The following is a 17,286-nucleotide window of genomic DNA, read 5'->3' as shown; positions in this document are numbered from 1 at the left end:
AGGATGGAGCAAAGCACATCATGACCGAGACTTTGAACGCCGTATCAGAGGTGCTCGACAACGCGCTTGTCGACAGCCCAGAGACCGGCGTATACCGTACCAACCGAAACATTTTCACCGACGAAGAAGTTTTCGAGCTGGAAATGAAGCACATCTGGGAGGGCAACTGGGTTTACCTGGCCCACGAATCCCAGATCCCCAACATCGGTGACTACTTCACCACCAACATCGGCCGCCAGCCGATCATCATTTCGCGCAATAAGCAGGATGAGCTGAACGCCATCATCAACGCGTGCAGCCACCGCGGCGCGATGCTCTGCCGCCGCAAGACCGATAACCGCACCACCTTCACCTGCCCGTTCCACGGCTGGACCTTCAACAACTCGGGCAAGCTGCTCAAGGTCAAGGATTCCCGCGGCGCCGGCTACCCGGAGCAGTTCAACAAGGACGGCTCGCACGACCTGACCAAGGTCGCCCGTTTCGAGAACTACCGCGGCTTCCTCTTCGGCTCGCTGAACCCCGACGTCCTTCCCCTGGAAGAGCACCTGGGCGAAGCGGCGAAGATCATCGACATGATCGTCGACCAGTCCGAGGAAGGCCTCGAGGTGCTGCGCGGCTCCTCGACCTACACATACGACGGCAACTGGAAGCTGCAGGCGGAAAACGGCGCCGATGGCTACCATGTCTCGGCGACCCACTGGAACTACGCCGCCACCCAGGCCCGGCGCAGCGCCGGCGAATCGACCAACGACACCAAGACCATGGATGCCGGCGGCTGGGACAAGCAGGAAGGCGGCTTCTACTCATTCGACAACGGCCACCTGCTGCTGTGGACCGAATGGCTGGACGCCGCAAACCGTCCGCTGGCCGAGAAGCGCGATGAGCTGGTCGCCAAATACGGCGAGGCCAAGGCCGACTGGATGATCGGTGTCTCGCGCAACCTCTGCCTGTACCCGAACGTGTACCTGATGGACCAGTTCTCCTCGCAGATCCGCGTGTTCCGCCCGGTGGCCGTGGACAAGACCGAGGTCACCATCTACTGCATCGCACCCAAGGGCGAGTCCGACACCGCACGCGCCAACCGCATCCGCCAGTACGAGGATTTCTTCAACGCCTCGGGCATGGCCACCCCGGATGACCTGGAAGAATTCCGCTCCTGCCAGAAGACCTACATGGCCACCGCGGCCAAGTGGAACGACATGAGCCGCGGCTCGGCGCACCAGATCACCGGCGCCGACGAGAACGCGAAGAAGATCGGCCTGGAGCCCATCGCCTCCGGTGCGCGCACCGAGGACGAGGGCCTGTACCCGATCCAGCATGGCTACTGGCTGGACACCATGCGCAAGGCGCTGGCCGCCGAACTCGAAACCAAGAACTAAGGCCGAAGGGAAAGCCACATGAGCACCATTGCATTGACCGAGGCCAAAACCAGCAACGGCACCGTCACCACCGGGGACGTCGAGCAGTTCCTCTACCAGGAAGCCCGCTTCCTGGATGACCGCGACTTCGACCGCTGGATCGACTGCTACCACCCGGAAGCGACCTTCTGGATGCCGGCATGGGCCGATGACGACAAGCTCACCGAGGACCCGCAGCGCGAGATCTCGCTGATCTACTACGCAAACCGCGGTGGCCTGGAAGACCGCGTCTTCCGCATCAAGACCGACCGCTCCTCGGCCACCAGCCTGCCGGAGCCGCGCACCGGGCACAACATCACCAACGTGGAGATCGTTGCCGTGGATGGCGACAAGGTTGAGGTCCGCTTCAACTGGTTCACGCTGTACTACCGCTACCAGAACGTCGACACCTACTTCGGCAACTCCTTCTACACCATCGACTACTCCGGCACCCAGCCGGTGATCACCGCGAAGAAGGTAGTGCTGAAGAACGACTTCATCCACCACGTGGTGGATATCTACCACATCTAATTCGGCCGCATCATCCAAGCCGACCTGCGCTGCGCCGGGCGTCAGCCCGGCGCAGCGCAGCAAAGAACTTACTGCTGCCCCACCAGCACAATTTTGAAATGAGCACCCTTATGACTTACCAGGTCGCCTTAGCTTTTGAAGACGGGATCACCCGCTTCATTAAAGTAGGCCCCCGCGAAACCGTCGCCGATGCCTCCTACAAGGCCCGGATCAACATCCCCCTTGACTGCCGCGACGGCGCCTGCGGCACCTGCAAGTCCTTCTGCGAATCGGGCAAATTCGACGGCGGCGACTACATCGAGGAAGCGCTGACCGACGACGAAGCCGAAAAGGGATTCTGCCTGCCCTGCCAGATGGTCCCCGAATCCGATCTCGTGCTGCAGATCCCGACCACCTCGGATGTGGCCAAGACCGCCGCGACCGTCTTCGAGTCGACGCTGACCGAGATCCGCCGCATCTCCGAGACCACCTACGCCTTCAGCCTAGAGGTCGACAAGCGCGAAGAGTTGTCCTTCCTGCCCGGCCAGTACGTGAACATCGAGGTTCCCGGATCCGGCGGCCAGACCCGCTCGTACTCCTTCAGCTCGGGACCAGAGGTCCAGACCGTCTCCTTCCTGATCCGCATCACCGACGGCGGGCTGATGTCCACCTACATGCGCGATACCGCGCAGGTCGGGGACCGGCTCACCTTCACCGGCCCGATGGGCAGCTTCTTCCTGCGCGAACCCAAGCGCCAGTCCCTGCTGCTGGCCGGCGGCACCGGGCTGGCCCCGCTGCTGTCCATCCTGGGAAAGCTGGTCGGCATGGAAAACCCGCACCCGGTCCACCTGATCTACGGCGTGAACACCGATACCGATCTGGTCGAGCTGGACGTGCTCGAAGCCTATACCTCGCGTATCGCGGGCTTCAGCTTCGATACCGTGGTCGGCGACCCGAACAGCGCCGCGGAAAAGAAGGGTTATGTCACCAACCACTTCGAGCCGCAGCACCTGGCCGAGGGCGACGTGGACATCTACCTCTGCGGTCCGCCACCGATGGTTGAGGGCGTGCGCCGCCACCTGGACGGCGAAGGAATCAAGCCGCAGAACTTCTACTTCGAGAAGTTCGCCCTGGCCGTCGTGCCGGAGGCCGCACCGGCAGCGGAAGCCGCGGCGCCGGTGGCCGAACCCACCCAGGCACCGGCAGCCGGCTACGAAATCGGCGAGGAGCACGCAACCTTCGGCGCCCAGTTCGATGCCCGCATGGCCCTTGAACTGGCAATTGTGGAACTGACCATGGGCAAGCTGACCGACGGCCAGCTAGGTGAATTCAAGGTCCTCGCGGAGCTTGCGGGCAAGACCCTGGACGGCGAGAAGTTCGTCAACGCCGCCGAATTCACCGTCACCAACGATGCCTTCCATGAGTTCCTGTTCACCTGCGTCGGCAACGAGCACCTGCTCCAGGCCTACACCCGCCTGGAGGTTCCGGCGCTCATGGCAAAGGTGCTGCGCCAGGAGCACTGGATCGACGGTGCGGTGGACGCCGACCACTTCGCCATCGTCGCGGCCTTCGAGCAGCAGGACATCGCGGCGGCCCGGGCGGCGATCATCTCGCACAACGAGCACGCCAAGGCCACCATGGCCGCGGCCTCGCAGGAACAAAGCTAGTGAGCGCGGACAACGCCCCGGCCAACGAGACCGCAGCCGCCGGATACCCCGAGTCCTTCCACCCCGGGCGCTTCGCCGGCCAGGTCGTCATGGTCACCGGCGCTGCCCAAGGCATCGGCTGGTCCGTGGCCCGGCGCATCGCCGCCGAGGGAGGGGAACTGGTTCTGGTTGACCGCGCCGGGTTGATCCACGACGTCGCCGAGGGCTTGCGCGCCCACGGCGCGAATGCGCTGAGCGTGACCGCAGACCTCGAAACCTACGCGGGTGCGCTGGCGGCGGTGACCGCGGCAATGGATGAATTCGGCCGGATCGATGTGCTCATCAACAACGTCGGCGGGACCATCTGGGCCAAGCCGTACGAGCACTACGCGCCGGAAGAAATCAGCAAGGAAATCCAGCGTTCGCTCTTCCCGACCCTGTGGATGTGCCGTGCGGCCTTCGAGGAAATGGTCAAGGCAGGGTCCGGCACCATCGTGAACGTTTCCTCGGTGGCCACCCGCGGGGTGAACCGGGTGCCCTATGCGGCGGCGAAGGGCGGGGTCAAGGCGATCACCTCGGCCCTGGCCATGGAAGGGGCCGCCCACGGAATCCGTGTGGTGGCTACCGCCCCGGGCGGCACCGAAGCCCCTGAGCGGGTAGTCAAGCGCGGCCCGGCGCCCACCGGCGAACAGGAAAAAGCCTGGTACCAGGCCATCGTGGAGCAGACCGTCGACTCGACGCTGTTCAAGCGCTACGGCACCCTGGACGAACAGTCCGCGCCGATTGTGTTCTTGGCCTCTGCGGAAGCCTCCTACATCACCGGAGCCACCCTGGCGGTGGCCGGCGGAGACCTCGGCTAGCCAACGCGCCAGAAATCAATGATCGCTTGCAGGCGGCGGGATCCCCGCCGCCTGTGTGCCCTCCAAAACCCGCCGCCCGACGATCTTTCGGGCCACGGTTCCCACGCCGCGCCCTCGCGCCGCGGTATTTCCCAGTGCCTCGATACCCGCACGATGACGTGCGCCCGGGCCAATGAAAATGGAGCAACTCGTGAAAACTTCGGAAGCAAGCAGCAACAGGAAACAGCAAAGCACGGTCCGCTGGGTCGTGGCCATCGCCACCATGGCGCTGATCTTCGACGGATATGACCTGGTCGTCTACGGAACCATCGTTCCGCTGCTGCTGGGCGATCCGACGCAGCTCGGAGAGGTCACCCCGACCACCGCCGGCGCGCTGGGCAGCTGGGCGCCGGCCGGCATGATGGTCGGCGCGCTGGTTGCCGGCGCCATCGGCGACTACCTGGGCCGGCGCAAGATCATGATCACCGGAATTATCTGGTTCTCCGTGGCCATGGGCCTGACCGCCCTGACCAATGACGTCACTTCCTTCGGCGCCCTGCGTTTCGCCACCGGAATCGGGGTGGGCGCACTGGTTGCCACCGCCGGTGCGGTGGTCGCCGAGTTCGCCCCGAAGGGCAAGCGCAATTTCTACAATGCGATCGTCTACTCGGGTGTTCCCATCGGCGGCGTGCTGGCCTCCCTGCTGGCCATCATCCTGCTCGATGCGATCGGCTGGCGCGGCCTGTTCCTGATCGGCGCGACCCCGCTGCTCTTCCTGCTCCCAATGGCGCTGGTCAAGCTCCCGGAATCCCCCGAATGGCTGATGGCCCGCGGCCGCACCGCGGAAGCAGAACGCGTTTCGATCCGCACCGGTGTCCCGATCCACGTGCTGGAACCGGTAGCCGGTTCGGACAAAGCCGCTGTGGCCGCCGAAAAGATCGGGTTCCGGGCGCTGGCCTCCAAGAAGTACGCGTTCCCGACCCTGCTGCTCGGATTCATGAGCTTCACCGGCCTGATGCTGACCTATGGGCTGAACACCTGGCTGCCGCAGATTATGTCGCAGTTCGGCTATGGCAAGGACTTCGCGCTCACCTTCCTGCTGGTCTTCAACGCCGGCGCGATCTTCGGCGGGCTGATCGCCTCGGTGGGCGCGGACCGGTTCGGCGTGAAGCGCACCGTGTGCACCACGTTCTTCCTCGCCGCGGTGGCCATGGTGCTGCTGACCATGCATCTGCCGTTGGGCATCCTGCTTGCGCTGGTTGCCGTGGCCGGCGTGGGAACCATCGGCACCCAGGTGCTGATCTACGGTTTCGTGTCCAATTACTACAACAGCGCCGCCCGCGGCGCCGGGGTGGCCTGGTGCGCCGGGTTCGGCCGTTTGGGCGGCATCTTCGGGCCGCTGTTCGGCGGGCTGCTGATGGCGGCCGGCGTTCAAAACCATGTCGCTTTCTATGTCTTCTCCGGGGTTGCTATCGTTGGTGCATTGATCACCCTCGGCGTTCCGTTGCGCAATTCCGAGATCACCGCCAAGCTGCGGCCCGCGCGGGTCGAGCTCGCAGCTGCGGACGCAGAGAAGTAGAGACGGAGCGAGAAACAACTCGGCAACGCTGAAAGGTCGGTGAACGCATAAATGAGTCAACTAGTTGCCCAGGATGCGCTCGCCGACCTTTTGCGTGAAGTGCAGCAGCAGCGCAGCGCCCTGGCCGTCCTGCAAGGACCGCAAGGAAGCGGCAAAAGCACCGTGATAAAGCAATTGCTGCGCCGTTCCAACATGGCAGCGGTTACCGTGGTTACCGCCTCGCGCTGGGAATCCAGGCGCCCTGGCGCGGCTCTGGGGCCACTGCTGGAACGCGGAAACCCCGGGCCAAGCGAAGAGCTCGGCCCGGCGTTGCTGGAATACCTGCGCGCGGATCCGGAGCAAACCCGGGTGCTGGTCATCGAAAATGCCCAATGGGCAGATGCCGCAAGCTTCGAGGCGGTGCGCTACGCCTGGCGCCGGCTGCACACCGAACGCGTACTTATCGTCTTGGTTCTGCGCGACCAGGACATCGCGATGCTTCCCGCCGAAACACGTGAGTTCCTAGGCGACACCGATCTAGAGGTCCTGCACGTTGATGTGCCGACGGCTGCCCAGGCCCGTGAAATCGTCTCTACCAGGCTGGGAATCGAACTGCCGTCCATGGCGGCCGAGCATCTGATGCGCTACACGCAAGGCAATCTGCATGCGGTGCTCGAACTGGCGCAGGAAAATCCGGAACAAAGCTGGGAACAATGGGATCGCTGGCCGCCGGCGCCGCGCGCGTTGTCGCTGCATATCAAGCAGCTGCTCGACGAGTTGGAGCCGCGCGCCCGCGCGCTCGTCGAGGCGGCCGCGGTGCTTGGCCGCCAAGCTCGGATTGACCTCATTTCCAGGCTTGCCAAGGAAGATTCCCCGCTGGCCTGCATCCAGCAGATTGTTGATGCCTCGCTGGCGCGCACCCAGGGGCATAGCGGAAAGGTGCGGCTGGGTTTTGACAGCGAGCTGACCCAGATGGCCGTCTATCATCAGATTCCGTTGAGCACCCGCATTCGCCTGCATGCGGCAGCTGCCGAGATTGCCGAAGACCGCGGGGTCGTACTGGGCCATCGAGCCGACGCGAGCCTCTTGCCAGATATCGGGCTTTCGCGCGAACTGGAGGGGTACGCGGTGGCCCAAGGGCAGCGCGGTGAATGGTCCTCGGCGGCAACCGCGTTCTTCCGTGCCATGCATCTGACACCTGAACCTGCGCAACGCGAGGCATTGCTGCTCAAGGCGGTAGACGCGGTGGTTGCCGCCGGAGAGATTCCACGGGCGCTGACCTTTTCCCACCAGCTGGCAAGCTTGGGAAGCAGCGCCGAACGCGACGTGCTTTCGGGGTACATCGCCATTCTCCAGGGCCGGGCGCAGACCGCTAACCGCTGGTTGACCAGCGCCTGGCAGAGCGCGGTACGCCTGCAGCTCAGCGACACGATGGCGGTCATTTCGCAACGCCGCGTGCTGCATTCCCTCTGCCAGCTCGAAGGCCAGAAAATTCTCGATTGGGCCGAACAGTCGCTGCGCCTCGCGCAGGCAGGCAGTCCGCAGGCCATCGAAAGCGCTGCCATCCAGGGCCTTGGCCTGGCCATGATGGGCCGCAGGGAGGAAGGCGAAAGGGTATTGCTTCAGTTGCTGGGCAAGCTTCCCACCGGCGCCCAGCGGCAACGCGCAGAGATGTCCCTCGGCTGGGTGTATTTGGCAAGCGGGCGGATCGAGCTGGCCCGCCACGAATTGGCGGCAGCCAGTTCCACCGACTTCAGCGAGGGTTCGCTGCGAATCTCGTTGTGGGCCAAGGCCTGGCTGGCACGGGCCGAATTCCTCGTGGGCGACTGGGACCAGGCGCTGGAGACGGTCCGTGGGGCGCAAGCAATCCAGGAGCGCTTCGGGATTCAGGTGCAGCGGCCGCTGATCCAGTACACGGCGGTGCAGATTCATGCGCTGCGGGGAAACACGGAACTTGTCGAGGTCCACTTGGCCAAATCGTGGGTGCGAGTGGGCAGCTACCAGGTGATGGAGGTGCCGTATCGCATGGCGCGGGCCGAAGCCGCGCGCGCCCAGGCCAATCACGAGGAAGTGCTGCTGGCCCTGGAACCCATCCTCCGCCTTGACCGCAGCCAGGGCATCGACGAACCAGGCTTCTGGACTTGGCAAGACATGTATGCCGAAGCGCTGATTCGCAGCGAGCGGCTGGAGGAAGCCGAAGAATTCATCGCCCCCTTGCTGGAGGCCGCGGAGAAGGCCGGGCACAACAACGGCATCGGAGCCTTCCTCGGGGTGCGCGGCATGCTGCTGGCGGCCCTGGGGGACATCGATGCGGCGCGAGAGGCCTTCGAGCGGGCGTTGCTTTGCTTCCAGGGCGTTGGCACCGCCTATCACCGGGCGCGGATCGATTTTGCCTACGGGCAGTGCCTGCGGCGCGCGGGAAAGCGGGCGGACTGCGTTGCCCCGCTAACCCGTGCGCTGTCGATCTTCACGCACCTGGACGCCACCGTCTACGTTGAACGCTGCACCCGCGAACTGCAGGCGAGCGGCATTGGCATGGCGCGCCGCGAAGCGATGGACTGGTCAACGCTGACCGCTCAGGAACAGGCGGTCGCCAAGCTCGTCTGCGAGGGCGCAAGCAACCGCCGAGTGGCCGAGGAGCTGTTTGTCAGCACCAAGACGGTGCAATATCACCTGACAAAAATCTACGCGAAGCTTGCGGTATCCACACGGACCGAACTTGCCGCGCTGACTCGCGAGGGTTTTGAGCACTAGGTTGCGCCTCGCAAGGCACGGCGGCCATCGGCGAGAATGGTTTCATGCCAAAGCTCATCGACATCGTCACTTTCCACGAACCGCCTGTTCCTGACGGGCAATCGCCGTACCTTCCGGGGGCCGGCCCATCGCCAGAGGTTGAGCTAGCCGATTGGAACGATGCCTGGCCGCACCAGTTCCAGCTGCTTGCTGAACGGGTCCGGGAGGCCCTTGGCTGGCGGGCCTTGGCTATCGAACATGTTGGTTCGACCTCGGTCCGCGGGCTCCCGGCCAAGCCCATTATCGACATCGACCTGATTGTCGCCGACCCAGACGATGAGCGTGCGTATGTTCCCGCGCTTGAACGGGCGGGTTTCGAGCTGAGGGTGCGCGAACCTTGGTGGTTTGGGCATCGGTTCCTGCGCCATCTCGACCCGGCCTGCAATCTCCACGTTTTCGGTTTTGACAGTCCCGAGACGATCAAGCATCGGCTCTTCCGTGAGTGGCTCCGTGCGAATCCAGGCGATCGGGAACTCTACGCCAATGCCAAGCGAAAAGCCTCAGAGCTGTCACGCGATGCCGGCGAGCACTCCATGCAGTACAACGCACGCAAGGAAGCGGTTATCAGAGAGATCTACCAACGGGCTTTTACCGCCATGGGACTCCTCGAGGCTTAGCCCGGGCAATACATCGCTGCTGCCGGGCACCGGGTGCGGATGTGCGGAAGGCCCCGGACAGCGTCTTTGCTGTCGGGGGCCTTGCGCATGCGTCCGCGCTGCAGCGGACGGAAGTCTAGGCGGCTAGTGTTGAGCCGCCGTGTTCGGCCTCGGGCATCCAGCCGGTCCAAGCCCAGTGGTTCTGAGGTTCCCGAGTGCCGGTAGCGGGCCACGCAACGGTTCCGGACTGGAATGCTACGGCAGGGTTGATCAGTGTTGAGGCAATCATGATGTTCTCCCTTGAGATCGGTTGCTGCTGGGGTGGATTCGAAGGCGTGCGGTCTTCTGCCTGGGCATTGGCCAGGGCGGCAAGCGCAACGTTCGTTGTACGACAACGGCGGGGTGCCCAGCAGTGTTGCCGGGAGCCCCGCCGTGAGGAGGTGCGCTAGGACCTACTTGACTGGGTCAAGCACGAAATCGTAGGTGACCTGCTTGCCGTCGCCGGACTGCGCTGGCTGCAGGTCGAGCATCAATTCTGGCTTCACCGCGGTGGCGATGTCATCATCGTTGTGCGCGTCGCCCGGGAAGTACAGCTGCGCGGTGAGCAGCTCGTGGCCCTCGGCCGAGACCTTCAGGTGCAGGTGGGCCGGGCGCCATGCGTGCCAGCCGGCGGCGGCGATCAGCTGGCCGCAGGCGCCGTCGGTAGGGATCTGGTACGGAGCTGGCTGCATGGTGTTGATCTGGAAGTTGCCTTCCGCATCTGCGATGAAGGTGCCGCGCAGGTTCCACTCCGGGATGCCGGGAGCGAACTGCGAGTAGAAGCCTTCTTCATCTGCGTGCCACAGCTCGATCTTCGCGTTCTTCAGCGCGCTGCCGTCGGTGGAACGGACCTGGCCCTGGAAGAGCAGGTTGGTGCCCTTTTCGTCTTCGCGCATCGCGATGGTGGCGGGGGAATCCTGCTCCGGAGCATTTGGCACGTAGTAAGGGCCCTCGATGGAACCCTTGTTGCCTTCGCGGTGGTCGGTAGCGACCTCTTCCACCGAGTGCTCCAGCCATACGTCCATGAACAGCGGCCATTCGCCATCGTCGCCGACCTTGATCAGCCAAGCCTTGAGGGCGTTGAACTCGTCGTAGCTCACGCGCTCTTCGAGGATGATGTCGTTTGCGGCCTTGACTAGCTTGCTCGCCAAGAGGTTCACGCGCTCAACGGACGTCTCTATCGCGGCAAGCTTGCCGGAGCTGCGGAAGCTGTCGGTAGCGGCATTTCCCGACTTGGCTGCTGTTGCCTCTGCTGGAGTTTCGGCGGTCATGATGACTCCCTTGTCTTTGTGTGGTGTGGCTGCTGGAGATTCATATTGTGACCCCCATCATCCTGTGCGATTGATATTCAATGTAGTGCAGGGTCTATAGCGTGTAAAATACTTATTTCCCGCACACTGAGACTGTTTGCCTATCAATACTTGTGGGCTGGCGTACGAGCCGGTGGTTGGCTCTTAAAAAGCCGCTAGCTCAGTGAATTCGGGTGCTTCGCCAGGGGAGTTACCTTGATTTTCATGTGCGCGTACATCGGGAAGCCGCTGAGGATCTGGTGAAGCTCGTCATTTGACTCGACGTTGAATAGCGAGTGGTTCGCGTACTCTCCGACGATGCGCCACAGGCCCTGCATCTTGCCGCTTTGCTGCAGCTGTGCCGAATAGGCCTTCTCGCGGACCTGGAAGTCGGTGACCTCTTCGGCCGTGAGGTATGCGGGGAAAGTTACGTCCATACGTGCAAGGAACAACATGGGTTCTCCTAAAGTTGGGGTGGGCTACTGCTAGTCCTGGCGGTAGTGCGCCAGCTTGGTTTCGTCGATGGCGGCACCGACTCCTGGAACGTTGCGCACCGAAATGCGGCCATCGGTGATAACCAGTGGATCGGCAAGCAGGTCATCGGTCATGTCCAAGAAGTTTGACAGCTCGCCGGCCTTGCGGGTGGTTGCTTGGTGGGCGGCGCCGAAGGTGACGGTGGCCAGCGAACCGACCTGGGTATCGATCTGGTTGCCCATGGTGACATCCACGCCCAACCCGGTGCACAGGCCCAGGATTTCGGTGGCTTCGGTGAAACCCGAGCGGGCGGTCTTGATGCAGATCGCGTTGGCACCGCCGGAAAGCAGTTCGCGCGAGACATCACCGGCGGTTGGCACGGATTCATCGGCGACAATCGGGATCGGGGAGTGCTCGACGAGGCGGCGCCGGCTCATGGCTTCCTTGGCGTCGCAAGGTTCTTCGAGCATCGTCAGCCCGAGGCCTTCGGTCTGACGCAGGACTTCCATGGCCTCGTTGGCGGTCCAGCCGCGGTTGGCATCGAGGTAGATTTCGACGTTTTCGCCCAAGCCCTCGCGCAAAACCCGGCAAGCCTCGATATCCAGCGCCAAGGGGCGCCGTCCCACCTTGAGCTTGAAGGTGGTGATTCCGTACTCTTCGCCGAAGCGCAGCGCTTCGTCGAGCAAATCCTGGGCCGGGCGGAAACCAAGCATGTGCGAGACCCGCATCGAATCGGTGAAGCCGCCCAGGAGCTTGTGCACCGGGGTATTGGCAGCCTGGCCGATAGCGTCCCAGATGGCGATGTCCAGCGCACCCTTGGCCACCTGATTGTGGATGGTGCGCTCCATGATCTGGCGGATCTTTTCCCGGTCGAAGATGTCCAGGCCGATCACCTGGGGGCCAAAGATGTCTTGCACGATGGTGCGGATCGAGGTCTGGGTTTCGCCGTAGGTATACGGGCGGGGCGGTGCGTCGGCGGTGCCGATGATCCCCTCGTCGGTGTGCACGCGAACCAGCACGTGGTCCGCGGTATGCACCTCGCCGCTGGCGAAACGCAAGGGGTGGGTATAGGGGATTGCGTAGGGAATCGCTTCGATGCGCGCAATTTTCATTCGGAATTTCCTTCCACGGAGGTCAAGGTGGTGCAGAGTTTCAAGAAGTTCTGGACCAGGGGAGCCTGGTTGCCGGCCTTCCACGCCACCGCAAGATCCACTGCCGGTGCGTTGCGCAGCGGCCGGAAGACGATCCGCTCGCTGTGCGGCAGGTAATTGGAGGTCGGGACCATGCCAATGCCCAGGCCCGCCGCGATGAAGGTGAGCAAGGTTGAGGTTTCGCGGGCCACCTGCGCGGTGCGCGGGATGAACCCGGCATTGCGGCAGGTCTCAACGAAAATGGTGTTGACCGCCGACGCGGTGGGGTAGCAGATGAAGTCCTCGGTGCGCAGTTCGGCGATATCGATTTCCCCGTGCGAAGCCAGCCGGTGCCCGGCCGGCAGAGCGACGGCGAGCAAGTCCTTCTCCAACAGGGAGTATTCAACCTCCTCGTTGTGCACCGGTGGGCGCAGGATCGCGATATCGAGCCGGCCTTCGGCGAGGGCTTCTTCCATTTCCGGGGTGAGCATTTCCCCCTGGACGTTCAGCTGCAGCCCTGGCATATGCTCGCTGGTCGCTGCAATGACCTGCGGCATGATGCGGTAGGTGGCGCTGCCGGTGGAGCCCAAGCGCAAAACGCCGCTGGCCCCGGCGCCCACGGTGCGCACGTCACGAGCCAGCTGCTGGTGCTCTTCGAGCAGCGCCCGGGCGCGGGTGAGCAGCAGCTCTCCGGCGGGGGTGAGGTCCACCTTGCGGGTGGTGCGGATGAAAAGCTGGGTCCCCAGTTGCTCTTCGAGCTGCTTGATCTGCTGCGAGAGCGGGGGCTGGGCCATATGCAGCCGTTCGGCAGCGCGGCCGAAGTGGCGTTCTTCGGCAACTGCGACGAAGTAGCGTAAAAGTCTGGTTTCCATGGATGCTCCGATCGTCGATCCGCGCTGAAGGCTGTAGCGACGTTCATGGCAACTCTAGCCAGCCGGTTCGATAGTGAGAAATACTTATTCGACAGTTATTGAGACTGCTTGAATACTAATCTCTTGTCGGCCTCGATGGAAAGATGCATCAACGGGTGTGACGAACGGAAGAATTGGCAGGTCAGCTCGAAAAAGCCAAAATCAGCTCCCCGGCAGAGAAAATGACCACGCCGGCCAGCGCGCCAATCACGGTTCCATTGATTCGGATGAACTGCAGATCCCGGCCCACCTGCAGCTCGAGTTTCTCGCTGGCCTCGGCCGGATCCCAGGCCTGGACCGTGTCGCTGACCAATCCGGCCAGCGTCGCACCGTGCCGTGCGACGAGCGAGGCAACGCCATCGATGGCGCGGTCCTCCAAATTTCCACGCAATTGCGTGTCGCTTTGCAGGCGCTCGCCGAAGGTGGCGATTGCCGCACGGAGTGCGCTGCGCAAGGGGGACGCCGGGTCCTGCAGGGAATCGATCAGCCCGGTCTTCAGCGAAGCCCAGCCGCGCATTGCCAGCTCACGCAGCTGTTGATCGCCGAGCAGCGAGTGCTTGAACCCTTCAACCTTGTTGATGGTTTCGGGATCGTGCTGCATTGCCACGGTGAATTCCGCCAACCAGCCGGTGAGCGCCAGCCGCAGCGGATGGCGCTTAGTTCCGGCCACCGCAAAAAGCAATCCACGCAGTTCCTGGTGGACCTTTTGCGCCAGCATCTCGTCGACCAAACGCGGAACCCATGAGGGGGAGCGCCCGGAAACTACCTCGAGGAAAACCTCCGGATGGTCCGCCACCCAGGAACCTGCCCGCTCCGCAAGCAATTCGACCGCGGCCTCATGGTGCCCATCATCTATGAGTTTCTGGCCGAGCGTGCCTAAGGTCGTGGACCATTCGGGAGCGACCATGTAATCGGTGGCCAGCACCTGCAGCACCGTCAGCACCTGCTCATCGTCCAGGGAATTCAAAGCACCGGTAGCCATGGCGGAAACCTGTGCCGCCGTGGCCTGCGCCCCCGGGTCGCTGGAGAGGTAGCGGCCCGCGCGCAGGCCCAGATCCGCTTGGCGCAATTTGGCTGAGATGACATCCGGAGTGAGGAAATTCTGCTGAACGAAGTCGCCTAGCGAGGCGCCCAGCTCGGTCTTCTTCCGTTGAATCAGATTGGTATGCGGGATCTTCAGTCCGAAGGGGTGCCGGAAGAGCGCGGTCACCGCAAACCAGTCGGCGACGGCGCCCACCATGCCGCCCTCAGCGGCCGCCTTCAGGTAGCTAAGCCCGGGGACAAGCTCCTGGAACAGCACGCTGATGATGAACAGGGCACACATCAGCAGGAAGAGCAGGGTAGCTACACGCTTCATCCCTCGGAGGTCCTGGGCGCGCTGATCGAGAAGTTCTGGCATGCGCCCCACTTTACCCAGTGCGCGGCACGGCATTAATCACGTGCGCCACAGGGGCAAACCAGTAGCGTAGGGGTTATGGACACGCTCTTCTACGCTCATCGCGGCAGTTCGCACAGATATGCCGAAAATACCCGTGCCGCTTATCTGCAGGCGATGGATGAGGGGGCGGACGGCATCGAATGCGATGTGCATCTGAGCCGGGATGGTGTTGTGGTCTGCCACCACGATCCGACCGTGGACCGCACCTCGGATAGCACCGGAGAGGTGGCCGGATACACGCTTGACGAACTGCGATCCATGGACTTTTCCTCCTACATGCCGGTAGCGGTTCCCGCGGAGTATGGGGCGGAAAATGAACAGCTGCTGAGCCTTGGCGAACTCCTTGAGCTCATCGACGAACGCGGCCTCGGCATCGGGCTGGCCGTAGAGCTCAAGCATCCGAGCCCCTTTGGCCACCTGCTGGAGGAGGAAACGCTGAAGGTGCTTGCCGGCTTCGGGTTCGACCCGCAAACTGGCAAAGCCGGTCGGAGGGGGCAGATCCAGGTGACGCTGATGAGCTTCGAGCCGGACTGCCTCCGCTTCCTCTCGCGTACGGTCAATCGTGCACAGCTTTGCCAGCTGATGACCGAGATCGATCCGCAATACGTCACCGAGCTGATGGCCGGCGGGCAGACCGGACGCGCGGCGCTCTATGAGGTCATGCGCCGTTCGGTGGCCGAGGGCATCGAACTCATCGATGCCGGTGGCGCCGGTATCATTGGCCCTGGCAACGCCTGGGTCCGAGCCAACGAGCCGCTGGTGCGCAGGTGGCTGGAGCGTGGATTGACCGCCCGGATCTGGACGGTTGACCGCCCCGCCGACGCGCAGTACCTGATCAACTTAGGCGTCACCCAAATTACCAGCAACCGCCCGGCAGAACTCCGGCAGGAACTAGAGCAATCATGAGCACCGAAACAACCACTACGCAATATCAGCTGTATCTTCACGATTCCTACGTCTTCACCGCCCAAGCCGCGGTCATCGGCTCGGGCAGCGACGAGACGGGGAACTGGATTGCGCTGAGCCCGAACATCTTCCACCCGCGCGGCGGCGGGCAGCAGGAGGACCGGGGCACGGTCAACGGCGTTGCGGTCGATGTGGGCCGCTCGGCAAGCGGAACGGTGATTCTCTACGGCGCAGGAGACCATGCCGTCGGGGAAACAGTCACTTCGAGCATTGACGCCGAAACCCGGCGCAGCAATGCGGCCTTGCACACCGCGGGGCATATTCTTGGTTTTGCGGGGGAAGAGCGCGGTTGGGAGCACCGCGGCCACTCGCATTTCCAGGGACAGTCACGCCTGGATTTTGACCCCTCCAGCGTGGACTTGCCGCTGGGCGACGAAGCCGAGCGGGCAGCGGCGGAAGCCTGGCTGCAGCAGCGGGTGGATGAGCTGATTTCCCGGGGTGGCGAAATCAGCACCCTGATCGATGAGCAGGGCCACCGTACGGTTAGCATCGCCGGAGTGAACAGCGAACCGTGCGGTGGAACCCATGTGCAACACGTGGAGCAGCTGGACGAGGTAAAAATTGGCCAAGCCCGGGTCAAACGCGGTGTCTACAAGATTCGCTACGATGCCCGCCACACCGTCTAGCTGGCTGACCCCGGCCACGAAGATGGGCCTGTCCATCGCGCTTGCGACAGGCCTCTACGGGATTTCCTTTGGCGCTCTGGCCATCGCCGCGGGGCTGAACCTTTGGCAGACGGTGGCGTTGAGCGCCCTGATGTTCACCGGCGGGTCGCAGTTCGCCTTCATCGGGGTGATCTCCGGCGGCGGGGCCGCCTCGGCGGCTTTCTCTGCGGCGACACTGCTCGGAGTGCGCAATGCGGTGTACGGGATGCAGCTCAAACAGACCCTGCGCCCCGGGGTGCGCATGGTTCCGCTGATGGCTCAGGTCACCATCGACGAGTCCACCGCAACAAGCCTTGGACAGGCGAGCCAAAGCGAGCGGCACCGTGGTTTCTGGACCGCCGGGCTCGGCGTGTATGCGCTCTGGAACCTGTTTACGCTCGTTGGCGCCCTACTCGGCGAACGGATGGGGGATCCGGCCGCGTGGGGACTCGACGGAGCCGCGGTCGCGGCGTTCCTCGGACTATTGTGGCCGCGGCTGAAATCCGCCCAGCCGATTATCGTCGCCTTCGCCGCGGCCGTGGTCACCGCGTTTGCCGTGCCGCTGACGGTTCCCGGCGTGCCAATTTTGATCACCGCCGGCTGCGCGGTGGCGTTTGCGGTGCTCACCGGGCGCCGCGCCGAACCGGCGACCGAACACGGAGACCTGCAGCAAGTAGATCGGGAGAAGCCATGAGCGAATTGAGTTGGTGGCTGCTCGGCGCCTGCGCGGCAGCCTTCGCGCTGAAGATCTGCGGCTATTTTGTGCCGCGAAAAGTACTTGATTCTCCGTTGATGAGCCATGTGGCAGCAACCCTCACCGTTGCCCTGCTGGCCTCGCTGGTCACCATGAACGCGGTGACCAGCGGGCAGGAACTTGTCATTGACGCGCGTATCGGTGCGCTGGCAGCGGCAACGATCGCGCTGGTCTTCAAAGCCCCATACCTCGTGGTGGTGCTCGTTGGCGCCTTGGCTGCGGTCGCGCTGCGTGCCACCGGACTGGCTGCCTAAGCGGGTCGGCAGGCGCTCGCCGGCAGCGGCGGCCCGCGGCCGGGATGC

General features: G+C 63.5%; 17 protein-coding genes. 11 read left to right on the top strand and 6 right to left on the bottom strand.

Translation table 11 applies throughout. From position 1 onward, the window contains the following. Positions 1-20: 20 nt before the first annotated feature. The 7 genes from benA to ACT3TP_RS10790 all read left to right on the top strand — a co-directional run bounded on the left by benA (position 21) and on the right by ACT3TP_RS10790 (position 9,360). Positions 21-1,379, top strand: coding sequence for a benzoate 1,2-dioxygenase large subunit (gene benA / locus ACT3TP_RS10820; RefSeq protein WP_444620586.1), 1,359 nt, complete (start codon positions 21-23; stop codon positions 1,377-1,379). Positions 1,380-1,397: 18 nt separating this feature from the next. Beyond that, on the top strand, positions 1,398-1,928 hold the full coding sequence (benB, locus tag ACT3TP_RS10815; RefSeq protein ID WP_105553599.1) for a benzoate 1,2-dioxygenase small subunit: 531 nt from the start codon (positions 1,398-1,400) through the stop codon (positions 1,926-1,928). 98 nt (positions 1,929-2,026) lie between these two features. Beyond that, positions 2,027-3,574: a benzoate 1,2-dioxygenase electron transfer component BenC gene (benC, locus tag ACT3TP_RS10810; RefSeq protein WP_444620585.1), complete on the top strand. Its 1,548-nt coding sequence runs from the start codon at positions 2,027-2,029 to the stop codon at positions 3,572-3,574. Next, the gene (locus ACT3TP_RS10805; RefSeq protein WP_444620584.1) at positions 3,574-4,413 is read left to right on the top strand and encodes a 1,6-dihydroxycyclohexa-2,4-diene-1-carboxylate dehydrogenase; all 840 of its coding nucleotides are present in this window, start codon (positions 3,574-3,576) and stop codon (positions 4,411-4,413) included. Before benC ends, ACT3TP_RS10805 begins: the two co-directional genes overlap by 1 nt. A gap of 190 nt (positions 4,414-4,603) precedes the next feature. Continuing rightward, entirely contained in the window at positions 4,604-5,971 is a 1,368-nt protein-coding gene (locus ACT3TP_RS10800; protein ID WP_444620583.1) for an MFS transporter, read from the top strand. Between the two features lie 51 nt (positions 5,972-6,022). Further along, positions 6,023-8,704 carry a LuxR C-terminal-related transcriptional regulator gene (locus ACT3TP_RS10795; protein WP_444620582.1) on the top strand — a complete coding sequence of 894 codons (2,682 nt, stop codon included), beginning with the start codon at positions 6,023-6,025 and terminating at the stop codon, positions 8,702-8,704. A gap of 44 nt (positions 8,705-8,748) precedes the next feature. After that, a complete protein-coding gene (locus ACT3TP_RS10790; RefSeq protein ID WP_444620581.1) occupies positions 8,749-9,360 on the top strand; it encodes a GrpB family protein in 612 nt (203 codons plus the stop codon). A gap of 115 nt (positions 9,361-9,475) precedes the next feature. Here the strand turns inward: ACT3TP_RS10790 and ACT3TP_RS10785 are convergent, their stop codons facing one another. The 6 genes from ACT3TP_RS10785 to ACT3TP_RS10760 form a co-directional block, all read right to left on the bottom strand. Beyond that, the gene (locus ACT3TP_RS10785; RefSeq protein WP_176484160.1) at positions 9,476-9,628 is read right to left on the bottom strand and encodes a hypothetical protein; all 153 of its coding nucleotides are present in this window, start codon (positions 9,626-9,628) and stop codon (positions 9,476-9,478) included. Between the two features lie 163 nt (positions 9,629-9,791). Next, positions 9,792-10,649, bottom strand: coding sequence for a catechol 1,2-dioxygenase (gene catA / locus ACT3TP_RS10780; protein ID WP_096285856.1), 858 nt, complete (start codon positions 10,647-10,649; stop codon positions 9,792-9,794). A gap of 194 nt (positions 10,650-10,843) precedes the next feature. Beyond that, positions 10,844-11,122: a muconolactone Delta-isomerase family protein gene (locus ACT3TP_RS10775; protein WP_096285854.1), complete on the bottom strand. Its 279-nt coding sequence runs from the start codon at positions 11,120-11,122 to the stop codon at positions 10,844-10,846. A 30-nt stretch (positions 11,123-11,152) separates the two neighbouring features. Then, positions 11,153-12,253, bottom strand: a complete 1,101-nt coding sequence (locus tag ACT3TP_RS10770) for an enolase C-terminal domain-like protein (protein WP_096285852.1) — start codon at positions 12,251-12,253, stop codon at positions 11,153-11,155. Next, entirely contained in the window at positions 12,250-13,143 is an 894-nt protein-coding gene (locus ACT3TP_RS10765; protein WP_096285850.1) for a LysR substrate-binding domain-containing protein, read from the bottom strand. Before ACT3TP_RS10765 ends, ACT3TP_RS10770 begins: the two co-directional genes overlap by 4 nt. A gap of 181 nt (positions 13,144-13,324) precedes the next feature. Beyond that, a complete protein-coding gene (locus tag ACT3TP_RS10760; protein WP_176484159.1) occupies positions 13,325-14,581 on the bottom strand; it encodes a DUF445 domain-containing protein in 1,257 nt (418 codons plus the stop codon). Between the two features lie 75 nt (positions 14,582-14,656). On the opposite strand from ACT3TP_RS10760, the gene ACT3TP_RS10755 reads away from it, so the two are divergent. From ACT3TP_RS10755 to ACT3TP_RS10740, 4 genes are read left to right on the top strand one after another with little or no spacing between them, the layout of a single operon-like run. Further along, the gene (locus ACT3TP_RS10755) at positions 14,657-15,526 is read left to right on the top strand and encodes a glycerophosphodiester phosphodiesterase (protein WP_444616727.1); all 870 of its coding nucleotides are present in this window, start codon (positions 14,657-14,659) and stop codon (positions 15,524-15,526) included. After that, entirely contained in the window at positions 15,523-16,212 is a 690-nt protein-coding gene (locus tag ACT3TP_RS10750; RefSeq protein WP_444620580.1) for a hypothetical protein, read from the top strand. Before ACT3TP_RS10755 ends, ACT3TP_RS10750 begins: the two co-directional genes overlap by 4 nt. Continuing rightward, positions 16,193-16,924: an AzlC family ABC transporter permease gene (locus ACT3TP_RS10745; RefSeq protein ID WP_444620579.1), complete on the top strand. Its 732-nt coding sequence runs from the start codon at positions 16,193-16,195 to the stop codon at positions 16,922-16,924. The genes ACT3TP_RS10750 and ACT3TP_RS10745 overlap by 20 nt, the downstream gene beginning before the upstream one ends. Continuing rightward, on the top strand, positions 16,921-17,238 hold the full coding sequence (locus ACT3TP_RS10740) for an AzlD domain-containing protein (protein WP_096285839.1): 318 nt from the start codon (positions 16,921-16,923) through the stop codon (positions 17,236-17,238). Before ACT3TP_RS10745 ends, ACT3TP_RS10740 begins: the two co-directional genes overlap by 4 nt. Positions 17,239-17,286 lie beyond the last annotated feature (48 nt).

The organism is Glutamicibacter sp. AOP38-B1-38, from assembly GCF_052377485.1.
Taxonomy (GTDB): Bacteria; Actinomycetota; Actinomycetes; order Actinomycetales; family Micrococcaceae; genus Glutamicibacter.
This window is presented reverse-complemented; position numbering and strand designations above follow the sequence as displayed.